The following is a 25,595-nucleotide window of genomic DNA, read 5'->3' on the forward strand; positions in this document are numbered from 1 at the left end:
TCAGGAGGCCATGCAAAACAGGGTGTTGGCTCTGTCGTGGATTGAGAGGTGGCGTGGCTGGACGGGCGTTGTAAATCCTGTTGACATATTGACATAGCGAAACGGACGGGAATGACGAGACCGAATGAAAAAAAGGCTGTTTTTTTATTGAGTTGAGGCGGGTTGCCTGGAAGCGTGCCGGTTCCCGGTGTGGCGGGACGTGTAAAGTGAGTTGACAGTCCGGGGTGGCAGCAGTGACGCAGAGAGACTCTGCCATCTTGCCATCGTCATCGCGCCGCAGATTCGGGACGAATGCGTGAATGCGGGACGCCGCTGCATTAGTCTGGGAAGGCCGGTCCTGGCCATCGATACCGCCGGAGGTGCCCAATCGAGACCCATGCGTTTTTCCTCTACCTGCTGATCATCCTGATGACGGCCCGGGTGTTCGCCGAGCTGGCCGTGCGCCTGCAGGCGCCCTCGGTGATCGGCGAGCTGTTCGCCGGCGTGGTGCTGGGGCCCAGCCTGTTCGGCTGGATAGAGCCGGCCGAGGCCATCAAGCTGATGGCGGAGATCGGCATCATCCTGCTGCTGTTCGAGGTCGGTCTGGAAACCGATGTCCGGCGTCTGGCCCGTTCCGGGCTGAAGTCCGTGCAGGTGGCCGGGGTGGGCTTCGTTCTGCCATTGCTGCTCGGCTTTGGTCTGGCCTACTGGCTGTTCGGGCTGCCGATGCTGGTGTCGCTGTTCGTGGGTGGCACCCTGACGGCCACCAGCATCGGCATCACGGTGCGCGTGCTCTCGGATCTTCGCCGCCAGCATGGCCCGGAGGGCCAGATCGTGCTGGGCGCAGCCGTGCTCGACGATGTGCTCGGCGTGGTGTTGCTGGCGCTGCTCTACGAGTTCTCCATCGGTGGCGGGGTGAGTCTGCTCAACGCGGGCAAGGTGCTGCTCTTCGTCGGCGCGTTCTTCGTTCTGGCCCCGGTCGCCGCCCGGCTGATCTCCCTGCTCATCAAGCATTTCGATTCGCTCAGCGACACGCCCGGCTTGCTGCCCACCACCATCGTTTCGCTGGTGTTGTTCTTTGCCTGGTTGGCGGATGCCCTGGGGGCACCGGAGTTGCTCGGCGGTTTTGCCGCCGGACTGGCGCTGTCGCGGCGCTTCTTTCTGCCGTTCGGCATCGCCCTGCGCACGGATGAGGCCTTTGCCCATCGCATCGAGGACCAGATGAAGCCCATCGTGCACCTGTTCACCCCGATCTTCTTCGTCTTCGTGGGGCTGTCCCTCAATCTGCGCGAGATCGACTGGAGTTCGCCCTTCATCTGGGGGTTCTCACTGACCCTGCTGCTGGCCGCCGTGCTCGGCAAGCTGGTCGGTGCCTGGTTCATTCGTGAGCCCTGGGCGGTGCGCTGGGTGACCGGCATGGCCATGGTGCCGCGGGGAGAGGTGGGGCTCATCTTTGCCGAGCTGGGTCGCGTCGGTGGCATCTTCGACAACGAGGTCTATGCCGCGCTGGTGATGGTGATCGCCTTCACCACTCTGCTGCCGCCCTTCGCTCTCAAGTGGTTCTATGCCCGCCATGCCGAGCGGTTTCCGGGCTGACTCCGGCCCCTGCCGCGCCCTGGCGCTCAGCCGGCCAGCAGCCGGTCCAGCTGGTTGGCGAAGGCCTGACGATCGGCCTGGCCGAAGGCGGCGGGCCCGCCGGTGTCCACCCCGCTGCTGCGCAGGCTGTCCATGAAGTCGCGCATGTTCAGGCGCTGGCGGATGTTGTCTTCGTTGTAGAGTTCACCCCGGGGATTCAGTGCCAGGCAGCCTCTGGCGATGACCTCGGCAGCCAGCGGGATGTCGGCGGTGATCACCAGCTCGCCGGCTGTGGCCTGCTGCACGATATGGGCGTCGGCCACGTCGAAGCCTGCGGCCACCCGCACGGTACGGATATGTGGCGAGCGGGGCACCTGCAGCGGCTGGTTGGCGACCAGGGTCAGCGGCACGCCGACCCGCTGCGCGGCCCGGAACAGGATTTCCTTGATCACCCGCGGGCAGGCGTCGGCATCGACCCAGATGTGTGTTATCGCCATCGTTTCCCCTTTAGCCCGGATATTGCACCAAGGATTCGATGCTCAGGGCGAGGCTGGCAAGGCAGCTTGGGTGATCGTCCGAAAAGTCATGGCCGTTGCCATGGCTTGAGGGGGATCGCCCGAGATGCGCAGCCAGAGTCGGCCTGACATCGAATAGGCGCAAACTGTAACCCGCCCGGAGGGCCTTTCATGGCCATATTGTCCCTGTATTACAGCACGAACCCCATTCATGCGCGCCGCCTTGGTGCAATATGCGGGCTAGCAGCCTGTCGGACTCAGGACTGATCTACTGCGCGGGTGGGGACGGCCCGAATCTCCCCGATTTTTCGTTGCGTAGTGCCCACGATGCGCCTCGAAATCGTGAAAATTTGTGCTCGCTCTCCCGCCATGCGCACTACGATTGCCTAAATCCGGCAGACTCAACACCGCGCCAATCGCGGCCTGGAGGCCGCTCCTGCCATGGTGCCGCCATGCCCCGTAGGAGCGGCCTCCAGGCCGCGATCCCCGGCGGGTCCAGCCACGCCATCATCCGGGGTCCTGATGCACTATCCGGGCTAGCAGCCTGTCGGACTCAGGACTGATCTACTGCGCGGGTGGGAGAGCGGCCCGAATCTCCCCGATTTCTCGTTGCGTAGTGCCCACTATGCGCCTCGAAATCGTGAAGATTCGTTCTCGTTCTCCCACCCTGCTTGCTACGATCGCCTAAGTCCGACAGGCTGCTAGGGTCCGCCATGACATGAAAAGAAAAATTGCCACCTTCCCGGTTGCGGCCCTGGTTTTCTGCTATAGTAACGCTTTTCCGGGTGCCTGACCGGTTGCACCCATCGCGATCCGCTGGATCGCCGGAAAGATGCTTGAGCCGTTCGCCTCGCCCCTCCGGGGGCGGCCTCCCGCTTGAAGAATCCCTCAATCCAGCCCGGACCGGCTCCCAGCAGCAGATGCTGCCGTTGGGAGGGCAAGACTGGAGTTCATGACCCAATGTCATTCGATACCCTCGGCCTGTCGGCCGAACTGCTGCGCGCCGTCGGCGAGCAGGGCTACACCCAACCCACCCCCATCCAGCGTCAGGCGATCCCCGTCATTCTCGACGGCAAGGACGTGCTGGCCGGTGCCCAGACCGGCACCGGCAAGACCGCCGGCTTCACCCTGCCACTGTTGCAACGGCTCTCAGCCGCCTCGCCGGCCAAGGGCCGGCGCCCGGTGCGGGCCCTGGTGCTCACCCCGACCCGGGAGCTGGCCGCGCAGGTCGGCGAGAGCGTGGAGACCTATGGGCGTCATCTGCCGCTGCGTTCGGCGGTGATCTTCGGCGGGGTCAAGATCAATCCGCAGATCGACAGGCTGCGCCGTGGCGTCGACATCCTGGTGGCCACCCCGGGCCGGCTGCTGGACCATGCCGGCCAGAAGACGGTCGACCTGTCGCAGGTCGAGATCCTGGTGCTGGACGAGGCCGACCGCATGCTGGACATGGGCTTCATCCACGACATCCGCAAGGTGCTGGCCCTGCTGCCCGACAAAGGCGCGCGCCAGACCCTGCTGTTCTCCGCCACCTTCTCCGACGAGATCAAGCAGCTGGCCAACCGCCTGCTCGACCGTCCCGAGCTGATCGAGGTGGCGCGCCGCAACACCACGGCGGAGCGCATCGCCCAGGTGGTGCATCCGGTGGACAAGAACCGCAAACGCGAACTGCTGAGCCACATGATCGGTTCACGCAACTGGCGCCAGGTGCTGGTCTTCACCCGTACCAAGCACGGTGCCAACCGCCTGGCCCAGCAACTGGAGAAGGACGGCCTGAGCGCCGCCGCCATCCACGGCAACAAGAGCCAGGGGGCCCGCACCCGGGCCCTGGCCGGCTTCAAGAGCGGAGAGCTGCGGGTGCTGGTCGCTACCGATATTGCGGCCCGCGGCCTGGATATCGATCAGCTGCCGCACGTCGTGAACTACGAACTGCCCAACGTGCCGGAGGACTATGTGCATCGTATCGGCCGCACCGGTCGCGCCGGCAACGAGGGCGAGGCAGTGTCCCTGGTCTGCGTGGACGAGCACAAGCTGCTGCGTGATATCGAACGGCTGCTGAAGCGGCGGATCCCCAGCGAGGTGCTGGACGGCTACGAGCCGGACCCCAGCATCAGGGCCGAGCCCATCCAGAACGGCCGCGGCGGCAAGGGTCGCACCCAGCCCCGGAAACAGGCCGAGGGCCGTCGCCGCCGTAATGGCGGCGAGGGGCAGGCCAAGGCCGCGCACCGGCCACCGCGGGGTAGCCAGGGGCGGCAGCGGAGAGCCTGAGGGGGGAGAATCCAGAATCCAGAATCCAGAATCCAGAATCCAGAATCCAGAATCCAGAATCCAGAATCCAGAATCCAGAATCCAGAATCCAGAATCCAGAATCCAGAATCCAGAATCCAGAATCCAGAATTCAGAATTCAGAATTCAGAATTCAGAATTCAGAAGCGGGAATCCAGAGGTCAGGGGGCGGGGGGCAGAAACCGGTTCAGCGGGGGCTGGGCGGCGAGGATTCTCGGCCAGCGCTCGTGCACCGCGTCCGCCATCTCCGGGGTCACCGTGACCACGTAGACCCGCCGTTCGTGGCCATTGCGCGCTACCAGTCCCTGGATCCACTTGCCCCGGGTCAGGTCGTACCAGTGGGACTGACCCTCGATGTCCTTTTCCATGAAGCTCTTGATGGGCAGTTTGACCGGCACCGGCAGCCAGCGGTCCCAGCGGCCGCCATGAATGGCGTCCAGTCGTGCCCAGCCCCCGAGCGGCAGCTGGCCCGCCTGCTCCCGACGCCGACCCCAGGGCAGCAGGATCGTGCTGCCGTCCCTGCGACGCACGGGCAGGGTGGCCCTGGGGTTGGGGAAATAGACCCTGTGATCCTCTCCCTCGAAGCCGTAATAGACGCCGCTGCACATGCTCAGAGGGTCTTCCGGTGGCCGCGCGGCTGCCAGGAGGGGGCGATCACGTTCGGCATCGCCGAGCGGTTCAGGAGCCGCGCCGGCATCAGGGTGAATTCGCCGTACTGGGCGTTGACCCGGTCCATGACGCCGTTGACGCGGTCGTGGTGCCCGCTCTTTGCGGCGAACAGATCCCCCTGTTCACAGCCCTGGCGGGGGTCCAGGGCCGTGACCTGCACCTGGAAGACGCCCTCGCCGTGCCAGCGGCGCGTCAGCACCGCCCGGCTCAGGGTATGGATGTCGCGGCCATCGTTGGTGGGGGCGGGGCGCTGCAGCGTCTCGCCCAGCCAGCGGTCGCGCAGGCGCAGGCCGATGAAGAAGCGGGAGGCGCGCATCCGGTGCCGGCGCAGGCGCGCCGCGACCTTCTCTCCCATGTGCAGCAGATAGGTCAGCAGCAGTTCGCGGTCGCGGCTGCCCGGTGGCACGACCTTGCCGTGGCCCACGGACTGCGGCGCGGCCACGTTGCTGCGCACCCTGTCGGGGTCACGCCCCTGGGCCATGTACCAGAAACGCCGTCCCGGGTTGCCGAAGCGGCGGGCGAGGACGCTGATCGGCAGATGCTTCATCTGGCCGCAGGTCCGCACCCCGTGGCGGGCGAGAAAGGCACCGACCCCGCGGCCGATGCCGCACAGTTCGGTGACCGGGACGTCGCGCAGGGCCGCCTCGGCCGCCCAGGGCGGGATGAGCGTCAGGCCATTGGGCTTGTCGAGCTTGGCGGCGTACTTGGCCGTGGTCTTGTCGCCGCTGACGCCGACCGAACAGAGCAGCCCGGAGGCCTCGAAGACCGTCGCCTGTACCCGCCGCGCAATGACCTCGGGCGGCCCCAGCAGCCGCTGGCAGCGGGTCACGTCGAGGAAGGCCTCGTCCACCGAGAAGACCTCCACGTCGGGGGTGAGGGTGCTGAGGGCGTCCATGATGTTGGAGGAGACCGCGGCATAGCGCTCGGGTCGGGAGGGCACCTGAATGAGTTCCGGGCACAGCCGGCGTGCCGCCTTGAGGCGCATGCCGGTATGGATGCCATAGGCCCGCGCTTCGTAGGAACAGGTGATGATGCAGCTGCCCTGGGCACCGTTGGTGATGGCGATGGGGCGGCCTTGCCATTCCGGGTGGTCCTGCTGCTCGATGGACGCGAAAAAGGCGTTCATGTCGACCAGGATGATCGCCCGTGGCCAGTGGCCGTCATTGTTGGGGTGGTGATCCGCCATGGCTCCTCAGGTCTTGCTGCTCTCCTGGTCGACTACTGTATATATAACCAGTATCGGCGGGCCGGCGCAAGCCGGCCCCGGGCCCGCGAGCGGAGATCCCCTTTGCCCGCTGTCGCGGCGGGATATCTCCTTTTCAACGGCAGTGCGGCGGCGAGTGCAAGGGACTGAAACCCAAGCGGTTGTGGACGGCCCGGTGGCCGCGATTGCAACCCCCCGCGATCTGTTTTACCCTGCACCGCTCTTTATGCCGGTCAATGGTGGCTTGTGCCGGTCCCTCCGCAACGATAAGCTGTGAACCCCGTCAGGCCCGGAAGGGAGCAGCGGCAGCAGTGGACTCGGGTGCCGGAGTGTGGCTGGTGCAGGCCGCCTCCATCTTCTGCCGGATGCCAGGCGGGTGATACGGGCCCTGCCGGCCCCTGGCCATCGACTTTCAGATATCTCGCATGTCCTATCAGGTTCTCGCGCGCAAATGGCGGCCCCGCAATTTCCATGAAATGGTCGGGCAGGAGCACGTGCTGCGCGCCCTGGTCAATGCCCTGGACAACGACCGCCTGCACCATGCCTATCTGTTTACCGGCACCCGCGGCGTGGGCAAGACCACCATCGCGCGGATCTTCGCCAAGTCGCTCAATTGCGAGCAGGGTGTCGGTTCCGAACCCTGTGGCCGGTGCAGCGCCTGCACCGAGATCGACGAGGGCCGTTTCGTCGACCTGATCGAGGTCGATGCCGCCTCGCGCACCAAGGTCGACGAGACCCGCGAGCTGCTGGAGAACGTGCAGTACGCCCCGACCCGCGGCCGCTTCAAGGTGTACCTCATCGACGAGGTGCACATGTTCTCCAACCACAGTTTCAACGCCCTGCTGAAAACGCTGGAAGAGCCGCCGCCGCACGTCAAGTTCCTGCTCGCCACCACCGATCCGCAGAAGCTGCCGGTGACCATTCTCTCCCGCTGCCTGCAGTTCAATCTCAAGCGCCTGCCGCCGCAGGCGATTCGCGACCACCTGGCCGAGGTGCTGGGCCGTGAGTCCATCGAGGCGGAGCCGGCGGCGCTGGCCGAGCTGGCGCGCGCCGCCGACGGCAGCATGCGCGATGCCCTCAGCCTGCTCGACCAGGCCATCGCCTACGGCGGCGGCAGTATCCGCGAGGCCGAGGTGCGGGCCATGCTCGGCTCCATCGAACGCGGCCAGGTCTACGAGCTGCTGCGGGCGCTGGCGGCCGCCGACGCCGCGGCACTGCTGCGCACGGTGGCGGCGCTGGCCGAGCGGGCGCCGGACTATGCCGCCGTGCTGGCCGAGCTGCTGTCGCTGCTGCAGCGCATTGCCGTGGCCCAGTTGCTGCCGGAAGCGGTGGACGACAGCGAGGGTGACCGCGAGCAGGTGCTGGAACTGGCCGCCCTGCTCGGTCGTGAGGACGTGCAGCTCTACTATCAGATCGGCCTGATCGGCCGCCGTGACCTGCCGCTGGCGCCGGATCCGCGCGGCGGGCTGGAGATGGTGCTGCTGCGCATGCTGGCCTTCCGGCCGGCCGTGAGCGGCGCGGCGCCTGCGCCCCAGGGCGCGGTTCCGGCACCTGCCAGGTCCGGGGCCGCTGCCGCGTCGTTCGCCGCGCCGGCTGCGCCCTCGGCGGCGCCGGCAGCGGCCGCCGCCGGCGGCGACTGGCCGGCGCTGATCGAGGCCATGCAGCTGCGCGGCATGGTGCGCCAGCTGGCGGAGAACTGTACCCTGGCCGGCCGCGAAGGCGATCGGGTGGAGCTGTTGCTCGATCCCGCCCATGCCCATCTGCTCGGTGCCAGCCTGGAGAGGAAACTGGCCGAGGCGCTCGGCCGTCATCTGGGCCGGGAGATCCGCCTGGAGATCCGTTCCGAGGCCCCCGGCGAGGAGACGCCGGCACAACGGGCGGCGCGTGAGGCGAGCGAACGGCAGGCGGCGGCACGCCAGGCGATCGAGAACGACGAGACCATCCACGCGTTGGAGGAGACCTTCAACGCGCGGGTGCAAACCGATACCATTCAGCCCATCGATTAGCGCATAGCACACGAGAGGTCACACCATGAAAGGCGGTCTAGGCAACCTGATGAAGCAGGCCCAGCAGATGCAGGCCAACATGCAGAAGGCCCAGGAGGAACTGGCGGAGATGGAAGTCACCGGCCAGTCGGGTGGCGGCATGGTCAGCGTGGTGATGAACGGCCGTCACGAGGTGCGCCGGGTGAGCATCGACGACAGTCTGCTGGGTGACGACAAGGAGATGCTGGAGGACCTGATCGCCGCGGCCTGCAACGACGCCCTGCACAAGGCCGAGGCCATGGCCCAGGAGAAGATGGCCGGCTTGACCGCCGGCCTCAATCTGCCGCCGGGCATGAAGCTGCCGTTCTGAGCCGCCGTCAGGCAACGAACCCGGCCGGCGCCGCGTGTCCCAGTCTTCCGCCATCGAACGCCTGATCGAGGCCCTGCGCTGTCTGCCCGGGGTCGGGCCCAAGTCGGCCCAGCGCATGGCCTTTCACCTGCTGGAGCGCGACCGCGAGGGCGGACGCCGTCTGGCCGGTGCCCTGGACGAGGCCATGGAACGGGTGGGGCATTGCAGCGACTGCCGTACCCTCACCGAGGAGGCACGCTGCGCCATCTGCAGCAACAGCGGACGTGACCGCAGCCTGCTGTGCATCGTCGAGACCCCGGCCGACGTCCGGTTGATCGAGCAGGCGACCGGTTTTCGCGGTCTGTATTTCGTGCTCATGGGGCACCTCTCGCCGCTGGACGGCATCGGTCCCGACGAGCTGGGCCTGGACCGCCTGGCGGCCCGGCTCGACGGCGGCGAGGTGCGTGAGCTGATCCTCGCCACCAATCCCACGGTGGAGGGTGAGGCCACCGCCCACTACATCGCCGAGCTGGCCCGCGGCCGCGGCATCCGCAGTACCCGCCTGGCGCATGGCGTCCCCCTGGGTGGTGAACTAGAATATATCGACGGTGGAACCCTGGCGCACGCCTTCGCGGGCCGCCGGGAACTCTGACCCCGCCTTCGACGCCACGCCCAGGGACGCTCTGCATGGATATTTCGCGGCTCTCACACTACGGCAATCCCGCCCAGCCCCCCGCCCTGCGGGCGGAGCGCCGCGAGACCGTGCTGCGGGTGGAGCCGGTGGTCGAGACACGGGCCGCGGCCCGGCCACGGGTCACCGTGGAGCAGGTGATCCAGGGCGAGGTGCTGGAGCGCGGCCGGCGCGAGACCCCCGCCACCCGCGACTACCTGCGCGGCCGGCTGTTCGACGGGGCAGCCGGCGCAGGCCAGGGCCGGCGGGCCACCGCGGCCTATCAGGCCCATACCGCCGAGCGCATCCAGCCGGGGCGCGCGGCCAGCGTCGACTACTTCGTCTGAGTCCCCTCCAGCCTTTGCGTCGGCCGCGGCTTTGCGGTGAAATGGGGGCCGTTCCACAGCCCCGGGAGAAGAAGCATGTCTGACTGCCTGTTCTGCAAGATGGCCAGCGGCGAGATCCAGCCGGATGTGGTCTACGAGGACGACGAGATCCTGGCCTTCCGCGACATCAATCCCCAGGCACCGGTCCATGTGCTGATCATTCCCAAGACCCATATCGCCACCCTCAACGACCTGCAGCCGGAGCAGGCCCCCCTGGTTGGCCGGCTGTTCCTGGCGGCGAAGCAGATCGCCGCGGAGGAAGGCATCGCCGAACGCGGTTACCGTACCGTCTTCAACTGCAACGCCGAGGCCGGCCAGGCAGTGTTCCACCTGCACATGCACCTGCTGGGCGGGCGGCCGCTGGGCTGGCCGCCGGGCTGAGTCAGAAGCCAGAGGGTAGGAGCGGCCTCCAGGCCGCGATGCGGCGCGAAATGCTGCTATAGAATCCAGAATCCAGAATCCAGAATCCAGAATCCAGAATCCAGAATCCAGGAGCCAGGAGCCAGGAGCCAGGAGCCAGGAGCCAGGAGCCAGGAGCCAGGAGCCAGGAGCCAGGAGCCAGGAGCCAGGAGCCAGGAGCCAGGAGCCAGGAGCCAGGAGCCAGGAGCCAGGAGCCAGGAGCCAGGAGCCAGGAGCCAGGAGCCAGGAGCCAGGAGCCAGGAGCCAGGAGCCAGGAGCCAGGAGCCAGGAGCCAGGAGCCAGGAGTTGCCCGCCCTTCTAACTTCCAGCTTCCAGCTTCCAGCTTCTAGCTTCTAGCTTCTAGCTTCTAGCTTCTAGCTTCTAATCCCCAGCTTCGCGCTCAAAAGCGCGTTTCTGCCTCCTCCAGCTGGGCGTAGATCTGTCGGTAGCTCTGCAGCCGGCGGGGGCTGATCCGTCCTGACTCGACGGCCTGTTCGATGGCGCAGCCCGGTTCGTTGATGTGGCGGCAGTTGTGGAAGCGGCACTGGCCGAGGAAGGGCGTGAATTCGCGGAAGCCGCGTGCCAGTTCGCTGCGGTCGATGTGCCAGAGGTGGAAGTCACGCACGCCGGGGGAGTCGATCAGGTCGCCACCGTCCGGCAGGTGGTAGAGGGTGGTGTCGGAGGTGGTGTGGCGGCCGAGGCCGCTGGCCGCGGACAGGGCGCCGACCCGCACCGCCTGGTCCGGCAGCAGGGCGTTGACCAGCGAGGACTTGCCGACCCCGGACTGGCCGACCAGGATGCTGGTGCGTCCCGGGGTGTGGGCACGCAGCGGCGCCAGCCCCTCGGCCGAGCGGCTGTTGACGAACAGCAGCGGATAGCCGATGGCCTCGAATTCGGCCAGCCGTTCCCGCAATGCCTCGCGCGCCGCCGCATCCAGCAGGTCCGACTTGTTGACCAGGATCAGTGCCGCGCAGCCGGCGAGTTCGGCGGCCACCAGATAGCGGTCGATCAGGGCCTCGCTGAGTGGTGGCTCGGGGGCACAGACGACGAAGATCTGGTCGATGTTGGCAGCCAGCGGCCGGGCGCCGCCGCGCGGGTCGGGGCGGGTCAGCAGGCCGTGCCGCGGCAGCAGCTCCACCACCACGCCCTGGCCCTCGGCGGTCGGCTGCCAGCGGACCCGGTCGCCGCAGACCACCCGGCCCACCCGCTTGCGGATGTTGCAGTTGAACAGTCCTCCGTCCGTATCCTCGACGATCACCGTGGCGCCATGGTGCTGTACCACCCGGCCCTCGCGCAGCTCGGCCGGCGGGTGATCGGCCCGGCGGGGGTGGCCACGGCTGTGGCCCATCAGAAGCGGTAGTAGCGCTTGTTGAGGTACTGCACCACGTCCTCCAACTGGTTGTCGAACCAGCGCAGGCCGAGACTCTGCTCACAGCGGCGGACCTGCCTGTGCAGGCCGTCGAGGTCCTCCACCCGGCGTTCGCTGCGCCGGTAGACGCCGTCGTCATGGCAGCGCAGGCAGTGGGCGTCGTGCAGGCTGCGGCCGGCTTCCGGATCGGCGGCGGTGGCCGGTGCCGTGGCCGTCAGCAGCAACAGAAGGATGGGGATGAGGGCGTTACGCATGCTGGCTTGTCTCCTTGGGCTCAGGTGGCGTGGCGTTGCAGATGGGCCACGCGCAGGGGGGCCGGGGGATGCGAATCGTGAAAGGCCGAGTACAGCGGGTCCGGGGTCAGGGTGCTGGCGTTCTCCCGGTACAGCTTGACCAGTGCCTGGATCAGATCCCGGGCACTGGCGTGGTGCGCGGCGTAGTCGTCGGCCTCGTACTCGTGGCGGCGCGACAGCCGGCTCATCAGTGGTTGCAGGAACACCCCGAGCAGCGGGCTGAGCATCAGGAACAGCAACAGGCCCATGTAGGTCGAGGGCTGGCTGATGCCCAGGCCGTGGAAGAAGGCCGGTTGTTCGATCAGCCAGCCAAGGGTGGCCAGTCCCGCCAGGCTGAGCAGGGCCATGGCGATCATGCGCTTGCGCACATGGTGCCGGCGGAAGTGGCCGAGCTCGTGGGCCAGTACCGCCTCCACCTCCTCGGGCGAGAGTGAATCGAGCAGGGTGTCGAAGAAGACGATGCGCTTGTTGCGGCCGAGACCGGTGAAATAGGCGTTGCCGTGGCCGGAACGGCGTGAGCCGTCCATGACGAAGATGCCGCGGCTGGTGAAGCCGCAGCGGGCCAGCAGGGCTTCGATGCGGCTGCGCAGGCGCTCGTCGTCGAGAGGCGTGAACTTGTTGAACAGTGGCGCGATGAAGGCCGGATAGGCCCAGAGCATGAGCAGGGTAAAACCCATCCACACCAGCCAGACGTAGAGCCACCAGGCGGCACCGGCCGCCTGCATCAACCAGAGCACCAGGGCCAGCAGGGGTGCGCCCAGCAGCAGCATCAGCAGCGCCTGCTTGAGCAGGTCGCCGAGGAAGGTGCGCGGCGTGGTGCGGTTGAAGCCGAAGCGCTGCTCGAGGACGAAGGTATGCCAGAGGGAGAAGGGCAGCTCCAGCAGGGCCATCAGCAGGAAGGCGCTGAGCAGTACCGCCACGCCGGTGGCCAGTGGCCCCCAGCCCAGTGTACGCCACAGGCCGTCGAGCCAGTCGAGGCCGCCGCCCAGTGTCCAGAGCAGCAGCAGGCCGGTCTCGTACAGGGTCTCTAGCTGTCCCAGCCGGGTCTTGGCCAGGGTGTAGTCGGCGGCCTTCCGGTGTGCCTCCAGCGGGATGGCGGCGGCGAAGGCCGGCGGCACCTGGTCGCGGTGCCGGCGCACGTGGCTGATCTGGCGCTGTTGCAGCCAGAGCTGCAGCGCAGTGGCGCCGGCCAGCAGGGCAAGGAAGATCTCGGTGACGATGTTCATGGGGTCTGCTCGGGCTGCCGTCATCGGCCGGGCGATATTGTCACACATCGGCTTGCCGATGCCAGTGGGCCATCCTGTCCGTTACCCGGCCGGGATGGCCACGAAATCCCCAAATGCTTTGGTGGATTCGCCAGCCCGGTCCGATTGCGGTACATTGCCGCGCATCCTTAGCGAGACGCGGAGATATCCCGAGCCATGCCCGCCAATGCCAGCAACCTGATCTGGATCGACCTGGAGATGACCGGCCTGGATACGCAGACCGACAGCATCATCGAGATCGCCACCATTGTTACCGACGCCGAGCTGAACATCCTCGCCGAGGGGCCGGTGCTCGCCGTTCACCAGCCGGAGAGCGTGCTGGACGGCATGGACGAGTGGAACACGACCCACCACGGCCAGTCCGGGCTGATCGAACGTGTCCGCCAGAGCCGGGTCGACGAAGCCGAGGCCGAGCGTCAGACCCTGGAATTCCTGCGCCAGTGGGTGCCGGAGCGGGCTTCGCCCATGTGTGGCAACAGTATCTGCCAGGACCGCCGTTTCCTGGCCCGCTGCATGCCCCGGCTGGAGGCCTATTTCCATTACCGCAACCTCGACGTCAGCACCCTCAAGGAGCTGGCCGCCCGCTGGGCACCGGGGCTGGCCGAGAAATTCACCAAGAAGGCCGTGCACCTGGCGCTGGAGGATATCCGCGAATCGATCGCCGAGCTGCGCTTCTACCGCGAACACCTGTTGCGCCTGCCGCCGTCGTAGGCAGTAAGTCGTGGACAGTAGATGGGGGATCGCGGCCTGGAGGCCGCTCCTACCATTGTGCCGCCATGCCCCCGTAGGAGCGGCCTCCCGGCCGCGATCCCCGGCGTGTGATGCAGCGGAACAGTATGGCACTGTATTCAGATCACAGGGACCGCCTCGGTGCACGATGCGGGACTCGCGAGACGAGGACACCTTGCCGCCGTTAGCCCGCATATTGCACGAAGGATTCGTCCTGAAATCGAATAGGCACAAACCGTACCCCGCCACGAGGGCCTATTTGCGAGCCTCCTGGCCTTGTATACCAGCCTGCACTCCGATCATAGGGGCCGCCTTGGTGCAATATCCGGGCTAGCAGCCTGTCGGATTTAGGCAATCGCGGCCTGGAGGCCGCTCCTACCATTGTGCCGCCATGCCCCGTAGGAGCGGCCTCCCGGCCGCGATCCCCGGCGGGTCCAGCCACGCCCTAGCGAGACGAGGACACCCTGCTGCCGTCAGCTGCGGCGGATCGCCAGCACCCCGGCGCCGATCACCAGCCCGGCGCCGGCCAGTGACAGCAGATCCGGCATCTCCTGCCAGAAGAACCAGCCATAGAGGCCGGCGAAGACCACGGCCGTGTAGGTGAAGGGGCCGACCTGGGCGGCCGGGGCCAGGGCGTAGCCGCGGGTCAGCAGCAGCTGGCCGGCGGTGGCGAACAGGCCGGTGGCGGCCAGTCTCAGCAGCTGGCCGGCATCCGGCGTCTGCCAGGCCCAGAGCATGGGTACGGCGGAGACCAGGGTACAGACCACGCCGTAGTAGAACACCACCCGGGTCGCCGGCTCGGTGCTGGTGATGCGCCGCAGCGAGACCATGGCCAGGGCGGCGAACACGCCGGAGGCGAGGCCGATGTAGGCGGCGGGTGAGAACAGGCCGATCCCCGGTTTGAGAATCAGCAGGATGCCGAGGAAGCCGATGGAGATGGCGATCGCCACCGGTCGGGTGGTGCGCTCGCCGAGCCAGAGGGCGGCGATCAGCGGGATGAACAGGGGGGCACTGAAATTGAGCAGTACCGCCTCGGCCAAGCGCAGCTGACCGAGGGCATAGAAGAAGCAGTACATGGCTGCCAGCCCGGCCAGGCTGCGCAGCAGGTGCAGGCCGGGGCGCCGGGTGCGCAGGCTGGGAAAACCCTGCTGCCAGAGGACCGGCAGCAGTATCAGCAGCCCGAAGAGGTTGCGGAAGAAGACGATCGGCTCGGTGGACAGCTCCGTCGACAGGCTGCGGATCACCGCGCCCAGGGAGGCGAACATCAGCGAGGCGAGGAGGGTCAGCAGACCACCGAGCGCCGGGTGGTCCCTGTGCATGGGGGGGGGTCAACTGTCGCCGCCTTCCCGTTGCCTGGGTCCACCGTGCGCCTCGAAATCGTGACCATTCGTGCCTGCGCTCCCACCATGCTCGCTCCGATCGCCTGAGTCCGACAGGCTGCCGGGCTCAGGTCTCGATCGGCGTGTCGCTGCGGTTGCCCCAGTCGGACCAGGAGCCGGGATAGCCCTTGATGCGCTCGTAGCCCAGCGCCTTCAGCATCACATAGCTGTGCGAGGATCGGTGGTGGGTCTGGCAGTAGCTGACGATCTCGCGGTCCGGGGTCAGGCCCAGTCCGGCGAGTTCGGCGCGCAGCTCCTCCAGCGGCCGCAGGCGCAGGTTGTTGTGCCGTTGCATGGCCTCGGTCCACTCGAAGTTTACTGCGCCCGGGATGTGGCCGGCACGGGCGGCGAAGGCCTTGGCGCCGATGTATTCCGCCTCGCTGCGCGCATCGAGCAGGCCGAGTTGCGGATCGCCGAGGCGCTGCAGCAGTTCCTCGGCAGTGGCGATCACCGCCGGGTTCTCCTGGACCGGATAGGGGGCGGCGGGGCGGGGTTCGACCGGCTGGCTGTCCAGCGGATGGCCCTCGGCGGCCCAGGCGTGCAGCCCGCCGTCGAGCAGCGACCAGGCGCCGTGGCCCATGGCATCGAGGGTCCACAGCAGACGGCCGGCCTTGCCGCCGCCCTCGTCGTCACAGGCCACCACATGGGTGTCCGGGGTGATGCCGAGCTCGCCGAACAGGGTCGCCAGGGCGGCGGCCGGCGGCAGCAGTCCCATCACCGGTTGGCGGCTGGCGATGAGCCGTGCATAGTCGAGATGCACGGCCCCCGGCACATGGTGGCGGGCATAGTGTTCGGCGCGGCTGAGGTCGACCACCAGCAGGCCACTGTCGCCGAGGTGCTCTTCCAGCCGGGCCGGATCGAGAAGGATGGGTAGGCTCGCCATGGGATGTCCGCCGTGGTTGTGGGTCAGGTCCGGCAGGCCGGACCGGGGCGGCCATTCTACCCGAAGCGGGGCAGGGCCGGGAGGCGCTCAGGTGATGACGGTGGGGCGTTCACGACCGGTGCGTTCGCGGATGCCGGCCAGTTCGTCGGCCAGCCGGATCAGCCCGGCCAGTGCGCTCTGGGCGTCCTGATCCTGGCGTGCCGGATCCGCCTCGTAGCGTTCCAGATAGACGCGCAGGGTGGCGCCTTCGGTACCGGTGCCGGAGAGGCGGAAGACGATGCGCGCCCCGTCGCTGAAGCCGATGCGCAGCCCTTGGCCGCGGCTCAGGCTGCCGTCGACCGGGTCGGTGTAGCTGAAGTCGTCGGCGTAGTCGACCCGGTGTCCGCCCAGGGTACGGCCGGGCAGGTCCGGCAGGCGCTTGCGCAGGGCGTCCATCAGCCCCTGGGCCGCTTCGGTGGCCACCCCTTCGTAGTCGTGGCGGGAATAGTAGTTGCGGCCGAATTCGCGCCAGTGGGCGCGGACGATGGTCTCCAGCGGTTCGCCGCGCGCTGCCAGGATGTTGAGCCAGAAGAGCACGGCCCAGAGGCCGTCCTTCTCGCGCACGTGGTCGGAGCCTGTGCCAAAGCTCTCCTCGCCGCACAGGGTGGCCAGGCCGGCGTCCAGCAGGTTGCCGAAGAACTTCCAGCCGGTTGGCGTCTCATAGGCCGGGATGCCGAGCTTCTCCGCCACCCGGTCGGCGGCCTGGCTGGTGGGCATGGAACGGGCGATGCCCTTCAGGCCGTCGCGGTAGCCCGGAGTCAGCCGGGCATTGGCGGCGAGCAGTGCCAGGCTGTCGCTGGGGGTGACGAAGAAGCGCCGGCCGAGGATCATGTTGCGGTCGCCGTCACCGTCCGAGGCGGCGCCGAAGTCCGGGGCGTCCTCGCCGTACATGATCTCGACCAGTTCGCTGGCGTAGGTCAGGTTGGGGTCGGGGTGGCCGCCGCCGAAATCCTCCAGCGGCGTGGCGTGGAGCAGGCTCCCGGCCGGTGCCCCCAGGCGCTGCTGGAGGATCTCCTCCGCGTAGGGGCCGGTGACGGCGTGCATGGCATCGAAGCGCAGCCGGAAGCCGCCGGCGAGGAGGCGGCGGATGGCCTCGAAGTCGAACAGCGATTCCATCAGCCCGGCATAGTCGGCGACCGGGTCGATGACCTCGACCTGCATCTCGCCGAGCGTCTGCCGGCCGTCGCGGGACAGGTCGAGGTCGGCCGTCTCGAGAATCCGGTAACGTTCGATCTCGCGGCTGCGCCGGTAGATGGCCTCGGTGACCGCCTCCGGTGCCGGGCCGCCGTTGGCGGTGTTGTACTTGATGCCGAAGTCGCCCTCTGGCCCGGCCGGGTTGTGGCTGGCGGAGAGGATGATCCCCCCCAGGGTGCCGTGCTTGCGGATCACGCAGGAGGCCGCCGGGGTAGAGAGCAGGCCGTCGCGCCCGACCAGCACCCGGCCGACGCCGTTGGCCGCCGCCATGCGCAGGATTACCTGGATGGCCTGGCGGTTGTGGTAGCGGCCGTCGCCGCCCAGCACCAGGGTGGCCCCGCTCAGGCCGTCGAGGCTGTCGAAGATCGACTGCACGAAGTTTTCCAGGTAGTGCGGTTGCTGGAAGACGCTGACCTTCTTGCGCAGCCCGGAGGTGCCGGGACGCTGGTCGTCGAAGGGACGGGTGGCGATTTCCTTGATCTGCATGCTGAGGCTCGTCGTGGTTTTTTTCGGGTGCGGGTGAAGGCCGGCGCCGATCGGTCGATAGCCTGTGACAGGATGGCGCAATGGGCGCCCCGGCTATTCTGAGCAATGTGGTGGCGTTTTGCACGCCCCGGAACCGCAAAGGCCTTGTGCTATCATCGAGCGATGCTGATCGAGAGCGGAAAAAGACTCCAGCGCAGACAGGTGCACGACCTGGCCGAGCTGATGGCCATCTACGAGTGCAACTACATCCGCCTGCGCCAGCTGATCCCGGATCTGCAGCGGATCGACGAGCGTACCCTGTCGCGGGTCGACCAGGCACTGGACCTGCACCTGCGGGTGCTGGAGCGCAGCCCCTATACCACCACCCTGGTGCTGACCTACCTGTTCGAGGACGAGCAGGGCAGTTTCCCGGCGCCGGACATCCGCATCCGCATCTATCACGATGCCCGCCTGGCCGAGGTGCTGAGCTGTGGCCGGCGCCGCGGCCGGCGGGAGGCCGAATACGACCGCAACCGCCGTGCCTGCAGCCTCGACGACAAGTGGCGCATGAACCGCTTCCTGCAGAAATGGCTCGGTTACTGCCTGCGCCAGGGGCACCGGTTCCAGGTGCCGGGCAAGGCGCTGTGCGGGGTCCCGTCCTGGGACGCCCTGATGGCCGAGTTCGGCCGCGACTGATCCCCTGTTCTGGTCTATAACTACCCTAGGGCCTGTTAACACTATCCCAATGGGTTCTGCTGGGACTCTTTTTCCGTCCAGCAAGGCAGAATGAGCGAAATGTAGTCAGTCTACATGAGCGAATGATAACGCCGCTGGGCGGAAAAAGAGCCCCAGCCCTCCGGGTTGCGCCTGAAAAAGCGCCACTCCGCGTTGCTCGTCGTTCATTTGGAGTCACCAAACCTCTCTCCTCGCGCCTTGATTGGCGCTTTTTCAGGCGCAACAGAGCCCATTGGGATAGTGTTAACAGGCCCTAAGGATGCTGTCAGGGTCTGCCACCCTGTCCGGCTATAGTTGACTAATCCGCTCAAGATACGTATAAGATTATTCTAAATTCTAAACAGAACGGATCAGGAACCACGCCGTGCCGGGTGGCATCGCGCAGGAGGGATCGACGATGCGGTTATCGACAAAGGGACGTTATGCAGTCACGGCCATGATCGATCTGGCCATCCACGACCAGGAGAGGCCCGTGACTCTCGCGGAGATCTCCAATTGCCAGGGTATCTCCCTTTCCTACCTGGAGCAGCTGTTTGCCAAGCTGCGGCGCAGTGGGCTGGTCAAAGGCATGCGTGGCCCGGGCGGCGGCTACCGCCTGGCCAAGCCCAGCAGCGAGATCTCGATCGCGGCCATCATCCTGGCGGTGGACGAACGCATGGACAGCACCCTGTGCAACGGTCGTGAGGACTGTCAGAACGGCGAGCGCTGCCTCACCCATGAACTCTGGAGCCGACTCTCGGACCAGATCTTCGAGTACCTCGACAGCATCAATCTGGCCACTTTCCTGGAACTGGCAGCCGAGCGCGACACGCCCGAGAGCCAGCCGCGGGAGGTGCTGCGGGAAGAGAACCCCGTCTGTTTCAACTGAACCCGGGGTGGCTCGCTGCTACAGCGCCGCCACCATCCGTCTCTGTCATACCCCGCCTGTTGCCCCAAGGTCTGCAGCCCGATTCGTTCTGACAAAATCGCGGGGAGCGATCTTGAACAGCCGCAAGGCTGGCTCGAAGGGCAGGATGCCCGGAGTCTATCGAACAGGCGCAAAGTGTACTCCGCCACGAGGGCCTATTTGCGAGCCTCCTGGCCTTGTATACCAGCCTGCACGCCGATCATGCGGGCCGCCTTGGTGCAATATCCGGGGTAGGCGGGTTACAACCGTGCCTGCAGGATGGCCGCGATCTCCGCGTCGCTCAGCTCGACGGGGTTGGTGCGCATACTGCTGCCCCGGCTGTGGGCGACGATGCGGGGAATGTTTTCCTCTTTCACTCCATAGGCCGACAGCCGGGGCAGGTCCAGGCGCCGGGTCCAGTCCTCCAGCCGTTTCAGCAGCGCCTCCCGTGCCACTTCCGGTTCGCGGATACGCCGTGCCGAGAGGATCTCCCCCAGCCGGGCGTAGCGCGCCAGGGCCGGGGCGTCCGGCTGCCGCTCACTCAGGGCGCGGATATTGACCGCCGTGGCGGTGGCCAGCAGGGTGCCGCAGGCCACCCCGTGGGGGATGGGGAAGAAGGCACCCAGCGGCGAGGCCAGGCCGTGTACCGAGCCGAGCCCGGTCTGGGCCAGGGTGATGCCGGACTGCAGGGCGGCATAGGCCATGGCCGCCTGGGCCTCGCGGGCCGCTGCGCCCTGTTCGTACCAGGTCAGCAGGGCGCCGCGCAGGGCGCGCAGGCCGCTCACCGCCAGGGCATCGGTCATCGGGTTGGCGCGCAGCGAGACGTAGGATTCCATCAGCTGGGTGAGGGCGTCCATGCCGTTGGCGGCGATCAACGCCGGCGGACAGCCGGCCAGCAGCTCCGGATCGACCACTGCCCAGGCCGGTACCAGCCGTTCGTCGCGGAAGGACTTCTTGAAGCCCTGCTCGCCGATCACGCTGAGCACGGCGTTCTTGGTGGCCTCGCTGCCGGTGCCGGCCGTGGTGGGTACGGCGATGAAGGGCACGGCCGGTCCCTGGTAGTCCAGCTCGGGGCCGACCCCTTCCAGATAGTCCATCACCGAGCGGCCGACCCTGAGCAGCCCGGCGATCGCCTTGGCCCCGTCCAGCACGCTGCCGCCGCCGATGCCGATCACCAGCTCGATGTCCGCGCCGGCGAAGTCGCGTACCGCCGCATCGACCTGCTGTGGCGAGGGTTCGCCCTCGATGCGCAGCCGCTGGATCTGCAGCCCGGCGTCCTCCAGGCCGGCCTGCAGGCGCGGCCAGGCCGGATGCCGCTCCAGCGAGCGGCCGCCGGTGACCAGCAGCACACGGCGGCCGAGGCCGGCGGCGATGGCCGGCAGCCGGCTCAGGCAGCCGGCGCCGAACTCGATGCGTGGCAGGCGGGCGATGGAGAAGGACAGGCTCATGCCGGGCCGGTCTCTGGCAGCAGGCCGTGATAGCGGTCGCCGCGACGTGGCTCGGCCATCCACCCGGCCACCTGCTCGCGCCAGCGCAGATAGTGGGCAGTCTGCTTGTGGGCAGCGGCGTCGGCCTCGCTGGCATAGGCTTCGTAGAGCACGAAGCGGGTCGGATCCTCGGCCGACTGCAGCAGGTCGAAGCGCAGGTTGCCCGGCTCCTCCACCGAGGCCAGGTGGTTGGCGCGGGTGGCGTCGATGAAGGCCTCGAGCTGTTCCGGTTTGACATGGACATGGACCAGGGTGGTGTACATGGGGATGTCCTCATTGCTGTTTGCCGACAGCCTACCCGCCTGTTTCCGCAATGCAAGCCGCCGGCGGCGTTCAAGATGCCCGGGCCGCAACCGACAACCTGAGAGATGGCCGCGCCCTCGTGCGGCCCTGACAGGAGGACGACACGGGTGGCGGCTGCCGAGGGAGCGACGATGGTGGAGGAAACGGCGGTGACGGCGGAGAAGACGCCGCGCAATCTCGCCGAGTGGGTGGAGGTGATCGGCGAGCGCGGCATGCCGGTGTTCGCCCGTACCATCGAGCAGATCTCGGGCGTGGCCTCCGATGGCGAGAGTTCCGCCTCGGAACTGGCGCGGGTGGTGCTGCAGGATGCGGCCATGACCGCCCGCTTGCTGCGTATCGCCAACAGCCCGCTCTACAACCTGGCCGGCAAGCGTATCAGTACGGTGTCACGGGCCGTGGTGATGCTCGGTTTCGATACCGTGCGCAGTCTCTGCCTGTCCATCGCCGTGGTCGAGTCGGTGGCCAGGGGTGCGCAGAAGGCACGCCTGGCAGAGCACATGGCGCGCTGTTTCCATGCCGCGGTCCAGGCCCGATCCTTTGCCGAGCGGCGCGGTGACGAGTCCCCGGAAGAGGTGTTCATCGCCACCCTGCTGTGCAAGCTGGGACAACTGGCCTTCTGGAGCCTCGATACCCCGCTTGCCAAGGCGCTCGATCAGGCCCTCTCACGGCCCGCCGTCGATACCGATCAGGTCAGCCGGGAACTGCTGGGGTTCGAGTTTTCCGAGCTCAGCCTGGGGCTGTCACGCCAGTGGCGCCTGGGTGAGCTGTTGCTGCACACCCTGGAGGACAAGGCCGACGACGACCCGCGGGTTGGCAACGTGCTGGTGGCCCATGAGCTGGCGGAACAGGCCGAAGCGGGCTGGGAGTCGCCGGAGATGGAGCGCCTGCTGGGACGTATTGCCGAGAACCTCTATCTGCCGCTCGCCGAGGTGAAGTCGCTGGTCCACGACAACGCCAGCCAGGCGGCCCGCGTCGCCGCCTGTTTCGGGGCCGGTTCCGCCATGGAGCTGATCCCGCTGCCGGCCCGGGAGGGCGGCGGCCGGCTGGCGGCTGCGACCGCCGAGGTCGAGGCCTCACCCTTACCCATGCCGGACCCCGCCCTGCAGCTCGGCATCCTGCGCGAACTGGCCAGCCTGGTCGAGGGGCGCTTCGACATCAACCTGATGCTGGAGATGGTGCTGGAAGGCCTGCATCGGGGCGTGGGCATGGACCGGGCCCTGTTCGCGCTGCTCACCGCCGACCGCTCGCGCCTGCGGGCGCGTTATGCGCTGGGGCGGGAGCACGAGACGTTGAGCCGGGGTTTCAATTTCGAGATCTCGCCGGTGAAGGCCCACGCCTTCTTCCATGTGCTGGACAGCCGCGAGCCGCTGTGGATCCATCCCCAGGCCGATCCCCGTCTGCTGGGGCTGGTGACGCCGGAGGTAACCGCGGTCAGCGGCGGCGCACCGTTCTTCAGCATGCCAATCGTGGTCAACGGCAAGGCCATCGGCCTGTTCTATGCTGACCGCCTGCCCAGCCGGCGCGATCTGGGCGAGGACGACTACGCCGCCTTCCGCCACTTCGGGCAGCAGGCCAACATGGCGCTGGCCTATTCACGCCGCTAATTCCCAGGGCCTGTAAACCTCATCCAATCGCGGCCTGGAGGCCGCTCCTACAACACATGGTGCCGCCTTGCCTCGTAGGAGCGGCCTCCGGGCCACGATCCCGGTGTGTCCAGCCACGCCATCATCCGCGGTCCTGATGCAATATCCGGGCTAGCAGCCTGTCGGACTTAGGGCTGATCTACTGCGCGGGTGGGAGGGAGGCCCAAATACCCCCCGACTTCTCGTTGCGTAGTCCCACAATGCGCCTTGAAATCGTGAAAATTTGTGCCCGCTCTCCCGCCATGCTCGCTACGATTGCCTAACCCCGGCAGACTCAACACCGCGCCGATCGCGGCCTGGAGGCCGCTCCTACAACACATGGTGCCGCCTTGCCCCGTAGGAGCGGCCTCCAGGCCGCGATCCCCGGCGGGTCCAGCCACGCCATCATCCGCGGTCCTGATGCAATATCCGGGCTGGAGCCGCCATGCCCCGCTGGCGCGGCTCAGGCGCCCTCGTAGTCGATGGTGATCTCCTCGCCCGGCTCGATGGCGCGCAGGGCATAGAGATCGTAACCGTCGAATTCCGCGTTCGGTTGCGAGGAGTGATTGAGGTAGCGCAGCAGGTTGGTGGCACGACGGCCGCGGGGACGCTTGTCATCCAGCTGGGTCCAGAGCACGTACTTGCCGTCGCCCTGGCTGTGGAAACCACGATAGGTGCCGATGTAGCTGCCCTCGGGAAAACCGTGGCGGGCGAAGAGGCCCTTGCCATGGATGCGGGAAGGCGCGGCATAGACCGCCTTCTTCAGCAGGGCGGGGCGGGCCATCAGCCGTTGTCGGGTGTGCTTCTTCAGGAAACGCATCGCATCTCTCTGGATTGGAAAGCCTGCATTATGCCATGCTCCCTCTGCAGTGACGAAGCGAGGGGCGCAGAGGCATGGCGATACTCTGGTCGGGGGACATCAAGGGCGTGCACTACGAGGTACGTGCCGCGGGCCACAGCCGCCGCCTGTACACCAACGGGGTGTTCCACAGTCAGTTCAATCCCCGCCAGCCGGTGACCGGCGGGGTCTGGGATCTGCTCATGCTGCCGGCCTTCTTCGAGCCGCGGCTGATCCGCCGGGTGCTGGTGCTGGGCGTCGGCGGTGGAGCCGTGCTGCGCCAGTTGCAGCGTTTCATTGCACCCGAGTCGATCACTGGCATCGAGCTGGACGCCGTGCATCTGCGCCTGGCGCGTCGCTACTTCGGCCTGGGTGGCGATGGCCTGCAGTTGCTGCGGGCCGATGCCGTGGCCTGGTTGCGTGACTACCAGGGGCCACTCTTCGACATGATCGTCGACGACCTGTTCGGCGAGGCGCACGGCGAGCCGGTGCGCGCGGTGCGCGCCGATGGCGAGTGGTTGCGCCTGCTGTTGCGCCGGCTGCGGCGCAACGGGGTGCTGGTGATGAATTTCTGCAGCCGCAGCGAGCTGCTGGCGTCAGCGCCGCTGCAGGACCGGCGTGTGGCGGCGCGTTTCCAGCGCCTGTTCGAACTGTACACCCCTTTGGAGGAGAACCGGGTCGGCGTCTTCCTGCGCCGCCCGGCCGACAGCCGCCGGCTGCGCGCCAACCTGCAACGTGAACCGCTGCTCGACACCCGGCGCAGTCGCTGTCGGTTGCGCTATCGCATCCGCCGTCTGGGCTGAGTCGGCTGGCCCGCATATTGCGCGAATAGGCACAAACCGTAACAGGGCACAATTGCTCGCATGGGGAATCACTGCCTTGATATTAATAAATACCACAGCTGTCCGGAAAAATCGGCCTAGTGAACGATTTCATGCTGCATATCGAGCATAAAGTCGACTCGAATAGGTGTCACCGACTTGGAAGCCAAGCCAGAATTCTGCCGCTTAGAAATCTGCTAGTTACATGCGAACAATCGCTGATTTCAAGTTATTCCGGACACTAGTGAATAAATACCGGAAAAATTACGCTTTCAAGGCTGCCTTCGTGCAATATGCGGGCTGGTATGGTTGCGATCCCTGCCGCATGGGCGCAGCAGAAGGCCTTTCCACATACGAGGAGACAGACAGATGAACGACACCGTGCAAGCCCTGCTGGAGCGCATGCGCCGCCTGCAGGAGGAACTCGAGGCGGAGATCAACCGGCGGCGTGAGGATCTGCGCTTCGAGATCACGGGCCGGCGGATCGTCTTCGAGGCGGAGATGCTGGAACGGCAGCGTGCCTTCCGGGCCGGCCTGCTGCGTTACCTGCGCGAGGCGCGGCTGGCGGTGGTTCTGACCGCACCACTGATCTATTCGCTGATCATCCCCTTCGTACTGATGGATCTCTGGATCACGCTCTATCAGGCCGTCTGCTTCCCCATCTACGGTATTCCCAAGGTGCGGCGCAGCGATTACCTGGCCTTCGATCGCGTCCATCTGCCCTATCTCAACGCCATCGAGCGGCTGAACTGTGGCTATTGCAGCTATGGCAATGGGGTGGCGGCCTACCTGCGCGAGGTGGCGGCGCGCACCGAGCAGTACTGGTGCCCGATCAAGCATGCGCGCAAGATACGCGATGTCCATGCCCGTTATCCGCTGTTCACGGATTACGGCGACGGTGAGCGTTACCGCAAGGAACTGGACAAGCTGCGCAAGTCCTACTATTAACCCGGCGACAATGTATGTCATGTTCAGGGCTCCAGGGATGCGCTGGATCAAGGCGCGGCGCGCAGCGCAAGGGTCATTCCCTTGTCAAGTGCCGCAACGCGGAGCCGGTGCATCCCTGGAGCCCCTGATCGAATTGATGCCAGAAGACAGGCCGTCGTGTGCCCGTCCCCGGCGGCGTTATCGGAACTTGCAGTAGAATGGCTAGCGCGGCGTTCCGATGCCTTGCCGTAGACGGGCACACGACGGCTGAACACGATATACATTGTTGCCGGGTTAATACTAAGACAAACGATAACAAAGCCTCATTCAGAGCTTGCCAGGCGCC

25 protein-coding genes and 1 other RNA gene are annotated in these 25,595 nt (G+C 66.8%); 14 read left to right on the forward strand and 12 right to left on the reverse strand.

The window, feature by feature from the left end; genetic code table 11:
- Nucleotides 1-408 precede the first annotated feature (408 nt).
- On the forward strand, nt 409-1,575 hold the full coding sequence (locus QVG61_RS04250) for a cation:proton antiporter (RefSeq protein WP_289932092.1): 1,167 nt from the start codon (nt 409-411) through the stop codon (nt 1,573-1,575).
- Between the two features lie 26 nt (nt 1,576-1,601).
- Here QVG61_RS04250 and QVG61_RS04255 read toward each other — a convergent pair whose 3' ends face one another.
- Nucleotides 1,602-2,051, reverse strand: a complete 450-nt coding sequence (locus QVG61_RS04255; protein ID WP_289932093.1) for a YaiI/YqxD family protein — start codon at nt 2,049-2,051, stop codon at nt 1,602-1,604.
- 978 nt (nt 2,052-3,029) lie between these two features.
- Between QVG61_RS04255 and rhlE the strand changes: the two genes are divergently transcribed.
- Nucleotides 3,030-4,334: an ATP-dependent RNA helicase RhlE gene (gene rhlE, locus QVG61_RS04260; RefSeq protein WP_289932094.1), complete on the forward strand. Its 1,305-nt coding sequence runs from the start codon at nt 3,030-3,032 to the stop codon at nt 4,332-4,334.
- Between the two features lie 179 nt (nt 4,335-4,513).
- Here rhlE and QVG61_RS04265 read toward each other — a convergent pair whose 3' ends face one another.
- On the reverse strand, nt 4,514-4,960 hold the full coding sequence (locus tag QVG61_RS04265) for a hypothetical protein (RefSeq protein ID WP_289932095.1): 447 nt from the start codon (nt 4,958-4,960) through the stop codon (nt 4,514-4,516).
- Between the two features lie 2 nt (nt 4,961-4,962).
- Nucleotides 4,963-6,207, reverse strand: coding sequence for a DNA polymerase IV (locus QVG61_RS04270; protein WP_289932096.1), 1,245 nt, complete (start codon nt 6,205-6,207; stop codon nt 4,963-4,965).
- A 265-nt stretch (nt 6,208-6,472) separates the two neighbouring features.
- On the opposite strand from QVG61_RS04270, the gene ffs reads away from it, so the two are divergent.
- From ffs to QVG61_RS04300, 6 genes are all read left to right on the forward strand, one after another.
- Nucleotides 6,473-6,569: signal recognition particle sRNA small type (gene ffs / locus QVG61_RS04275), an RNA gene on the forward strand.
- A gap of 81 nt (nt 6,570-6,650) precedes the next feature.
- Nucleotides 6,651-8,231, forward strand: a complete 1,581-nt coding sequence (gene dnaX, locus QVG61_RS04280) for a DNA polymerase III subunit gamma/tau (RefSeq protein WP_289932097.1) — start codon at nt 6,651-6,653, stop codon at nt 8,229-8,231.
- A 25-nt stretch (nt 8,232-8,256) separates the two neighbouring features.
- Nucleotides 8,257-8,580 (forward strand): YbaB/EbfC family nucleoid-associated protein, encoded by a 324-nt coding sequence (locus tag QVG61_RS04285; RefSeq protein ID WP_289932098.1) that lies wholly within the window; start codon nt 8,257-8,259, stop codon nt 8,578-8,580.
- Nucleotides 8,581-8,614: 34 nt separating this feature from the next.
- Nucleotides 8,615-9,211 carry a recombination mediator RecR gene (gene recR, locus QVG61_RS04290; protein WP_289932099.1) on the forward strand — a complete coding sequence of 199 codons (597 nt, stop codon included), beginning with the start codon at nt 8,615-8,617 and terminating at the stop codon, nt 9,209-9,211.
- Nucleotides 9,212-9,246: 35 nt separating this feature from the next.
- Nucleotides 9,247-9,576 carry a hypothetical protein gene (locus QVG61_RS04295; RefSeq protein WP_289932100.1) on the forward strand — a complete coding sequence of 110 codons (330 nt, stop codon included), beginning with the start codon at nt 9,247-9,249 and terminating at the stop codon, nt 9,574-9,576.
- 75 nt (nt 9,577-9,651) lie between these two features.
- Nucleotides 9,652-9,996, forward strand: a complete 345-nt coding sequence (locus QVG61_RS04300) for a histidine triad nucleotide-binding protein (RefSeq protein WP_289932101.1) — start codon at nt 9,652-9,654, stop codon at nt 9,994-9,996.
- Nucleotides 9,997-10,414: 418 nt separating this feature from the next.
- Here QVG61_RS04300 and rsgA read toward each other — a convergent pair whose 3' ends face one another.
- The 3 genes from rsgA to QVG61_RS04315 are packed head-to-tail and all read right to left on the reverse strand — an operon-like array spanning nt 10,415 to nt 12,902.
- Nucleotides 10,415-11,362, reverse strand: coding sequence for a small ribosomal subunit biogenesis GTPase RsgA (gene rsgA, locus QVG61_RS04305; RefSeq protein WP_289932102.1), 948 nt, complete (start codon nt 11,360-11,362; stop codon nt 10,415-10,417).
- Nucleotides 11,362-11,637 carry a cytochrome c gene (locus tag QVG61_RS04310; RefSeq protein ID WP_289932103.1) on the reverse strand — a complete coding sequence of 92 codons (276 nt, stop codon included), beginning with the start codon at nt 11,635-11,637 and terminating at the stop codon, nt 11,362-11,364. The genes rsgA and QVG61_RS04310 overlap by 1 nt, the downstream gene beginning before the upstream one ends.
- A 20-nt stretch (nt 11,638-11,657) precedes the next feature.
- Nucleotides 11,658-12,902 carry a M48 family metallopeptidase gene (locus tag QVG61_RS04315; protein ID WP_289932104.1) on the reverse strand — a complete coding sequence of 415 codons (1,245 nt, stop codon included), beginning with the start codon at nt 12,900-12,902 and terminating at the stop codon, nt 11,658-11,660.
- A 195-nt stretch (nt 12,903-13,097) separates the two neighbouring features.
- Here QVG61_RS04315 and orn point away from each other — a divergent pair, with 195 nt between their 5' ends.
- On the forward strand, nt 13,098-13,652 hold the full coding sequence (gene orn, locus QVG61_RS04320) for an oligoribonuclease (RefSeq protein ID WP_289932105.1): 555 nt from the start codon (nt 13,098-13,100) through the stop codon (nt 13,650-13,652).
- Nucleotides 13,653-14,143: 491 nt separating this feature from the next.
- On the opposite strand, the gene QVG61_RS04325 is transcribed toward orn, so the two are convergent.
- The 3 genes from QVG61_RS04325 to QVG61_RS04335 all read right to left on the reverse strand — a co-directional run bounded on the left by QVG61_RS04325 (nt 14,144) and on the right by QVG61_RS04335 (nt 17,651).
- The gene (locus QVG61_RS04325) at nt 14,144-14,989 is read right to left on the reverse strand and encodes a DMT family transporter (protein ID WP_289932106.1); all 846 of its coding nucleotides are present in this window, start codon (nt 14,987-14,989) and stop codon (nt 14,144-14,146) included.
- Between the two features lie 127 nt (nt 14,990-15,116).
- Nucleotides 15,117-15,932, reverse strand: a complete 816-nt coding sequence (locus QVG61_RS04330; protein ID WP_289932107.1) for a sulfurtransferase — start codon at nt 15,930-15,932, stop codon at nt 15,117-15,119.
- 87 nt (nt 15,933-16,019) lie between these two features.
- On the reverse strand, nt 16,020-17,651 hold the full coding sequence (locus QVG61_RS04335; RefSeq protein ID WP_289932108.1) for an alpha-D-glucose phosphate-specific phosphoglucomutase: 1,632 nt from the start codon (nt 17,649-17,651) through the stop codon (nt 16,020-16,022).
- A gap of 162 nt (nt 17,652-17,813) precedes the next feature.
- On the opposite strand from QVG61_RS04335, the gene QVG61_RS04340 reads away from it, so the two are divergent.
- Both QVG61_RS04340 and QVG61_RS04345 read left to right on the forward strand, forming a co-directional pair.
- On the forward strand, nt 17,814-18,326 hold the full coding sequence (locus QVG61_RS04340) for a DUF1249 domain-containing protein (protein WP_289932109.1): 513 nt from the start codon (nt 17,814-17,816) through the stop codon (nt 18,324-18,326).
- 436 nt (nt 18,327-18,762) lie between these two features.
- Nucleotides 18,763-19,233 (forward strand): Rrf2 family transcriptional regulator, encoded by a 471-nt coding sequence (locus QVG61_RS04345; protein WP_289932110.1) that lies wholly within the window; start codon nt 18,763-18,765, stop codon nt 19,231-19,233.
- A gap of 278 nt (nt 19,234-19,511) precedes the next feature.
- Here QVG61_RS04345 and QVG61_RS04350 read toward each other — a convergent pair whose 3' ends face one another.
- Nucleotides 19,512-20,699 carry an iron-containing alcohol dehydrogenase gene (locus tag QVG61_RS04350; RefSeq protein ID WP_289932111.1) on the reverse strand — a complete coding sequence of 396 codons (1,188 nt, stop codon included), beginning with the start codon at nt 20,697-20,699 and terminating at the stop codon, nt 19,512-19,514.
- Nucleotides 20,696-21,001, reverse strand: a complete 306-nt coding sequence (locus QVG61_RS04355; RefSeq protein ID WP_289932112.1) for an antibiotic biosynthesis monooxygenase — start codon at nt 20,999-21,001, stop codon at nt 20,696-20,698. The genes QVG61_RS04350 and QVG61_RS04355 overlap by 4 nt, the downstream gene beginning before the upstream one ends.
- A gap of 171 nt (nt 21,002-21,172) precedes the next feature.
- Between QVG61_RS04355 and QVG61_RS04360 the strand changes: the two genes are divergently transcribed.
- Entirely contained in the window at nt 21,173-22,645 is a 1,473-nt protein-coding gene (locus QVG61_RS04360) for an HDOD domain-containing protein (protein WP_289932113.1), read from the forward strand.
- Between the two features lie 481 nt (nt 22,646-23,126).
- Here the strand turns inward: QVG61_RS04360 and QVG61_RS04365 are convergent, their stop codons facing one another.
- Complete coding sequence (locus tag QVG61_RS04365) at nt 23,127-23,483, reverse strand: SET domain-containing protein (RefSeq protein WP_289932115.1); 357 nt, start codon at nt 23,481-23,483, stop codon at nt 23,127-23,129.
- A 74-nt stretch (nt 23,484-23,557) separates the two neighbouring features.
- Between QVG61_RS04365 and QVG61_RS04370 the strand changes: the two genes are divergently transcribed.
- Entirely contained in the window at nt 23,558-24,304 is a 747-nt protein-coding gene (locus tag QVG61_RS04370) for an oxidoreductase (protein WP_289932116.1), read from the forward strand.
- Between the two features lie 387 nt (nt 24,305-24,691).
- On the forward strand, nt 24,692-25,270 hold the full coding sequence (locus tag QVG61_RS04375) for a hypothetical protein (protein ID WP_289932117.1): 579 nt from the start codon (nt 24,692-24,694) through the stop codon (nt 25,268-25,270).
- Nucleotides 25,271-25,595: the final 325 nt, after the last annotated feature.

This window comes from Thiohalobacter sp. IOR34, assembly GCF_030406045.1.
GTDB lineage: Bacteria > Pseudomonadota > Gammaproteobacteria > Thiohalobacterales > Thiohalobacteraceae.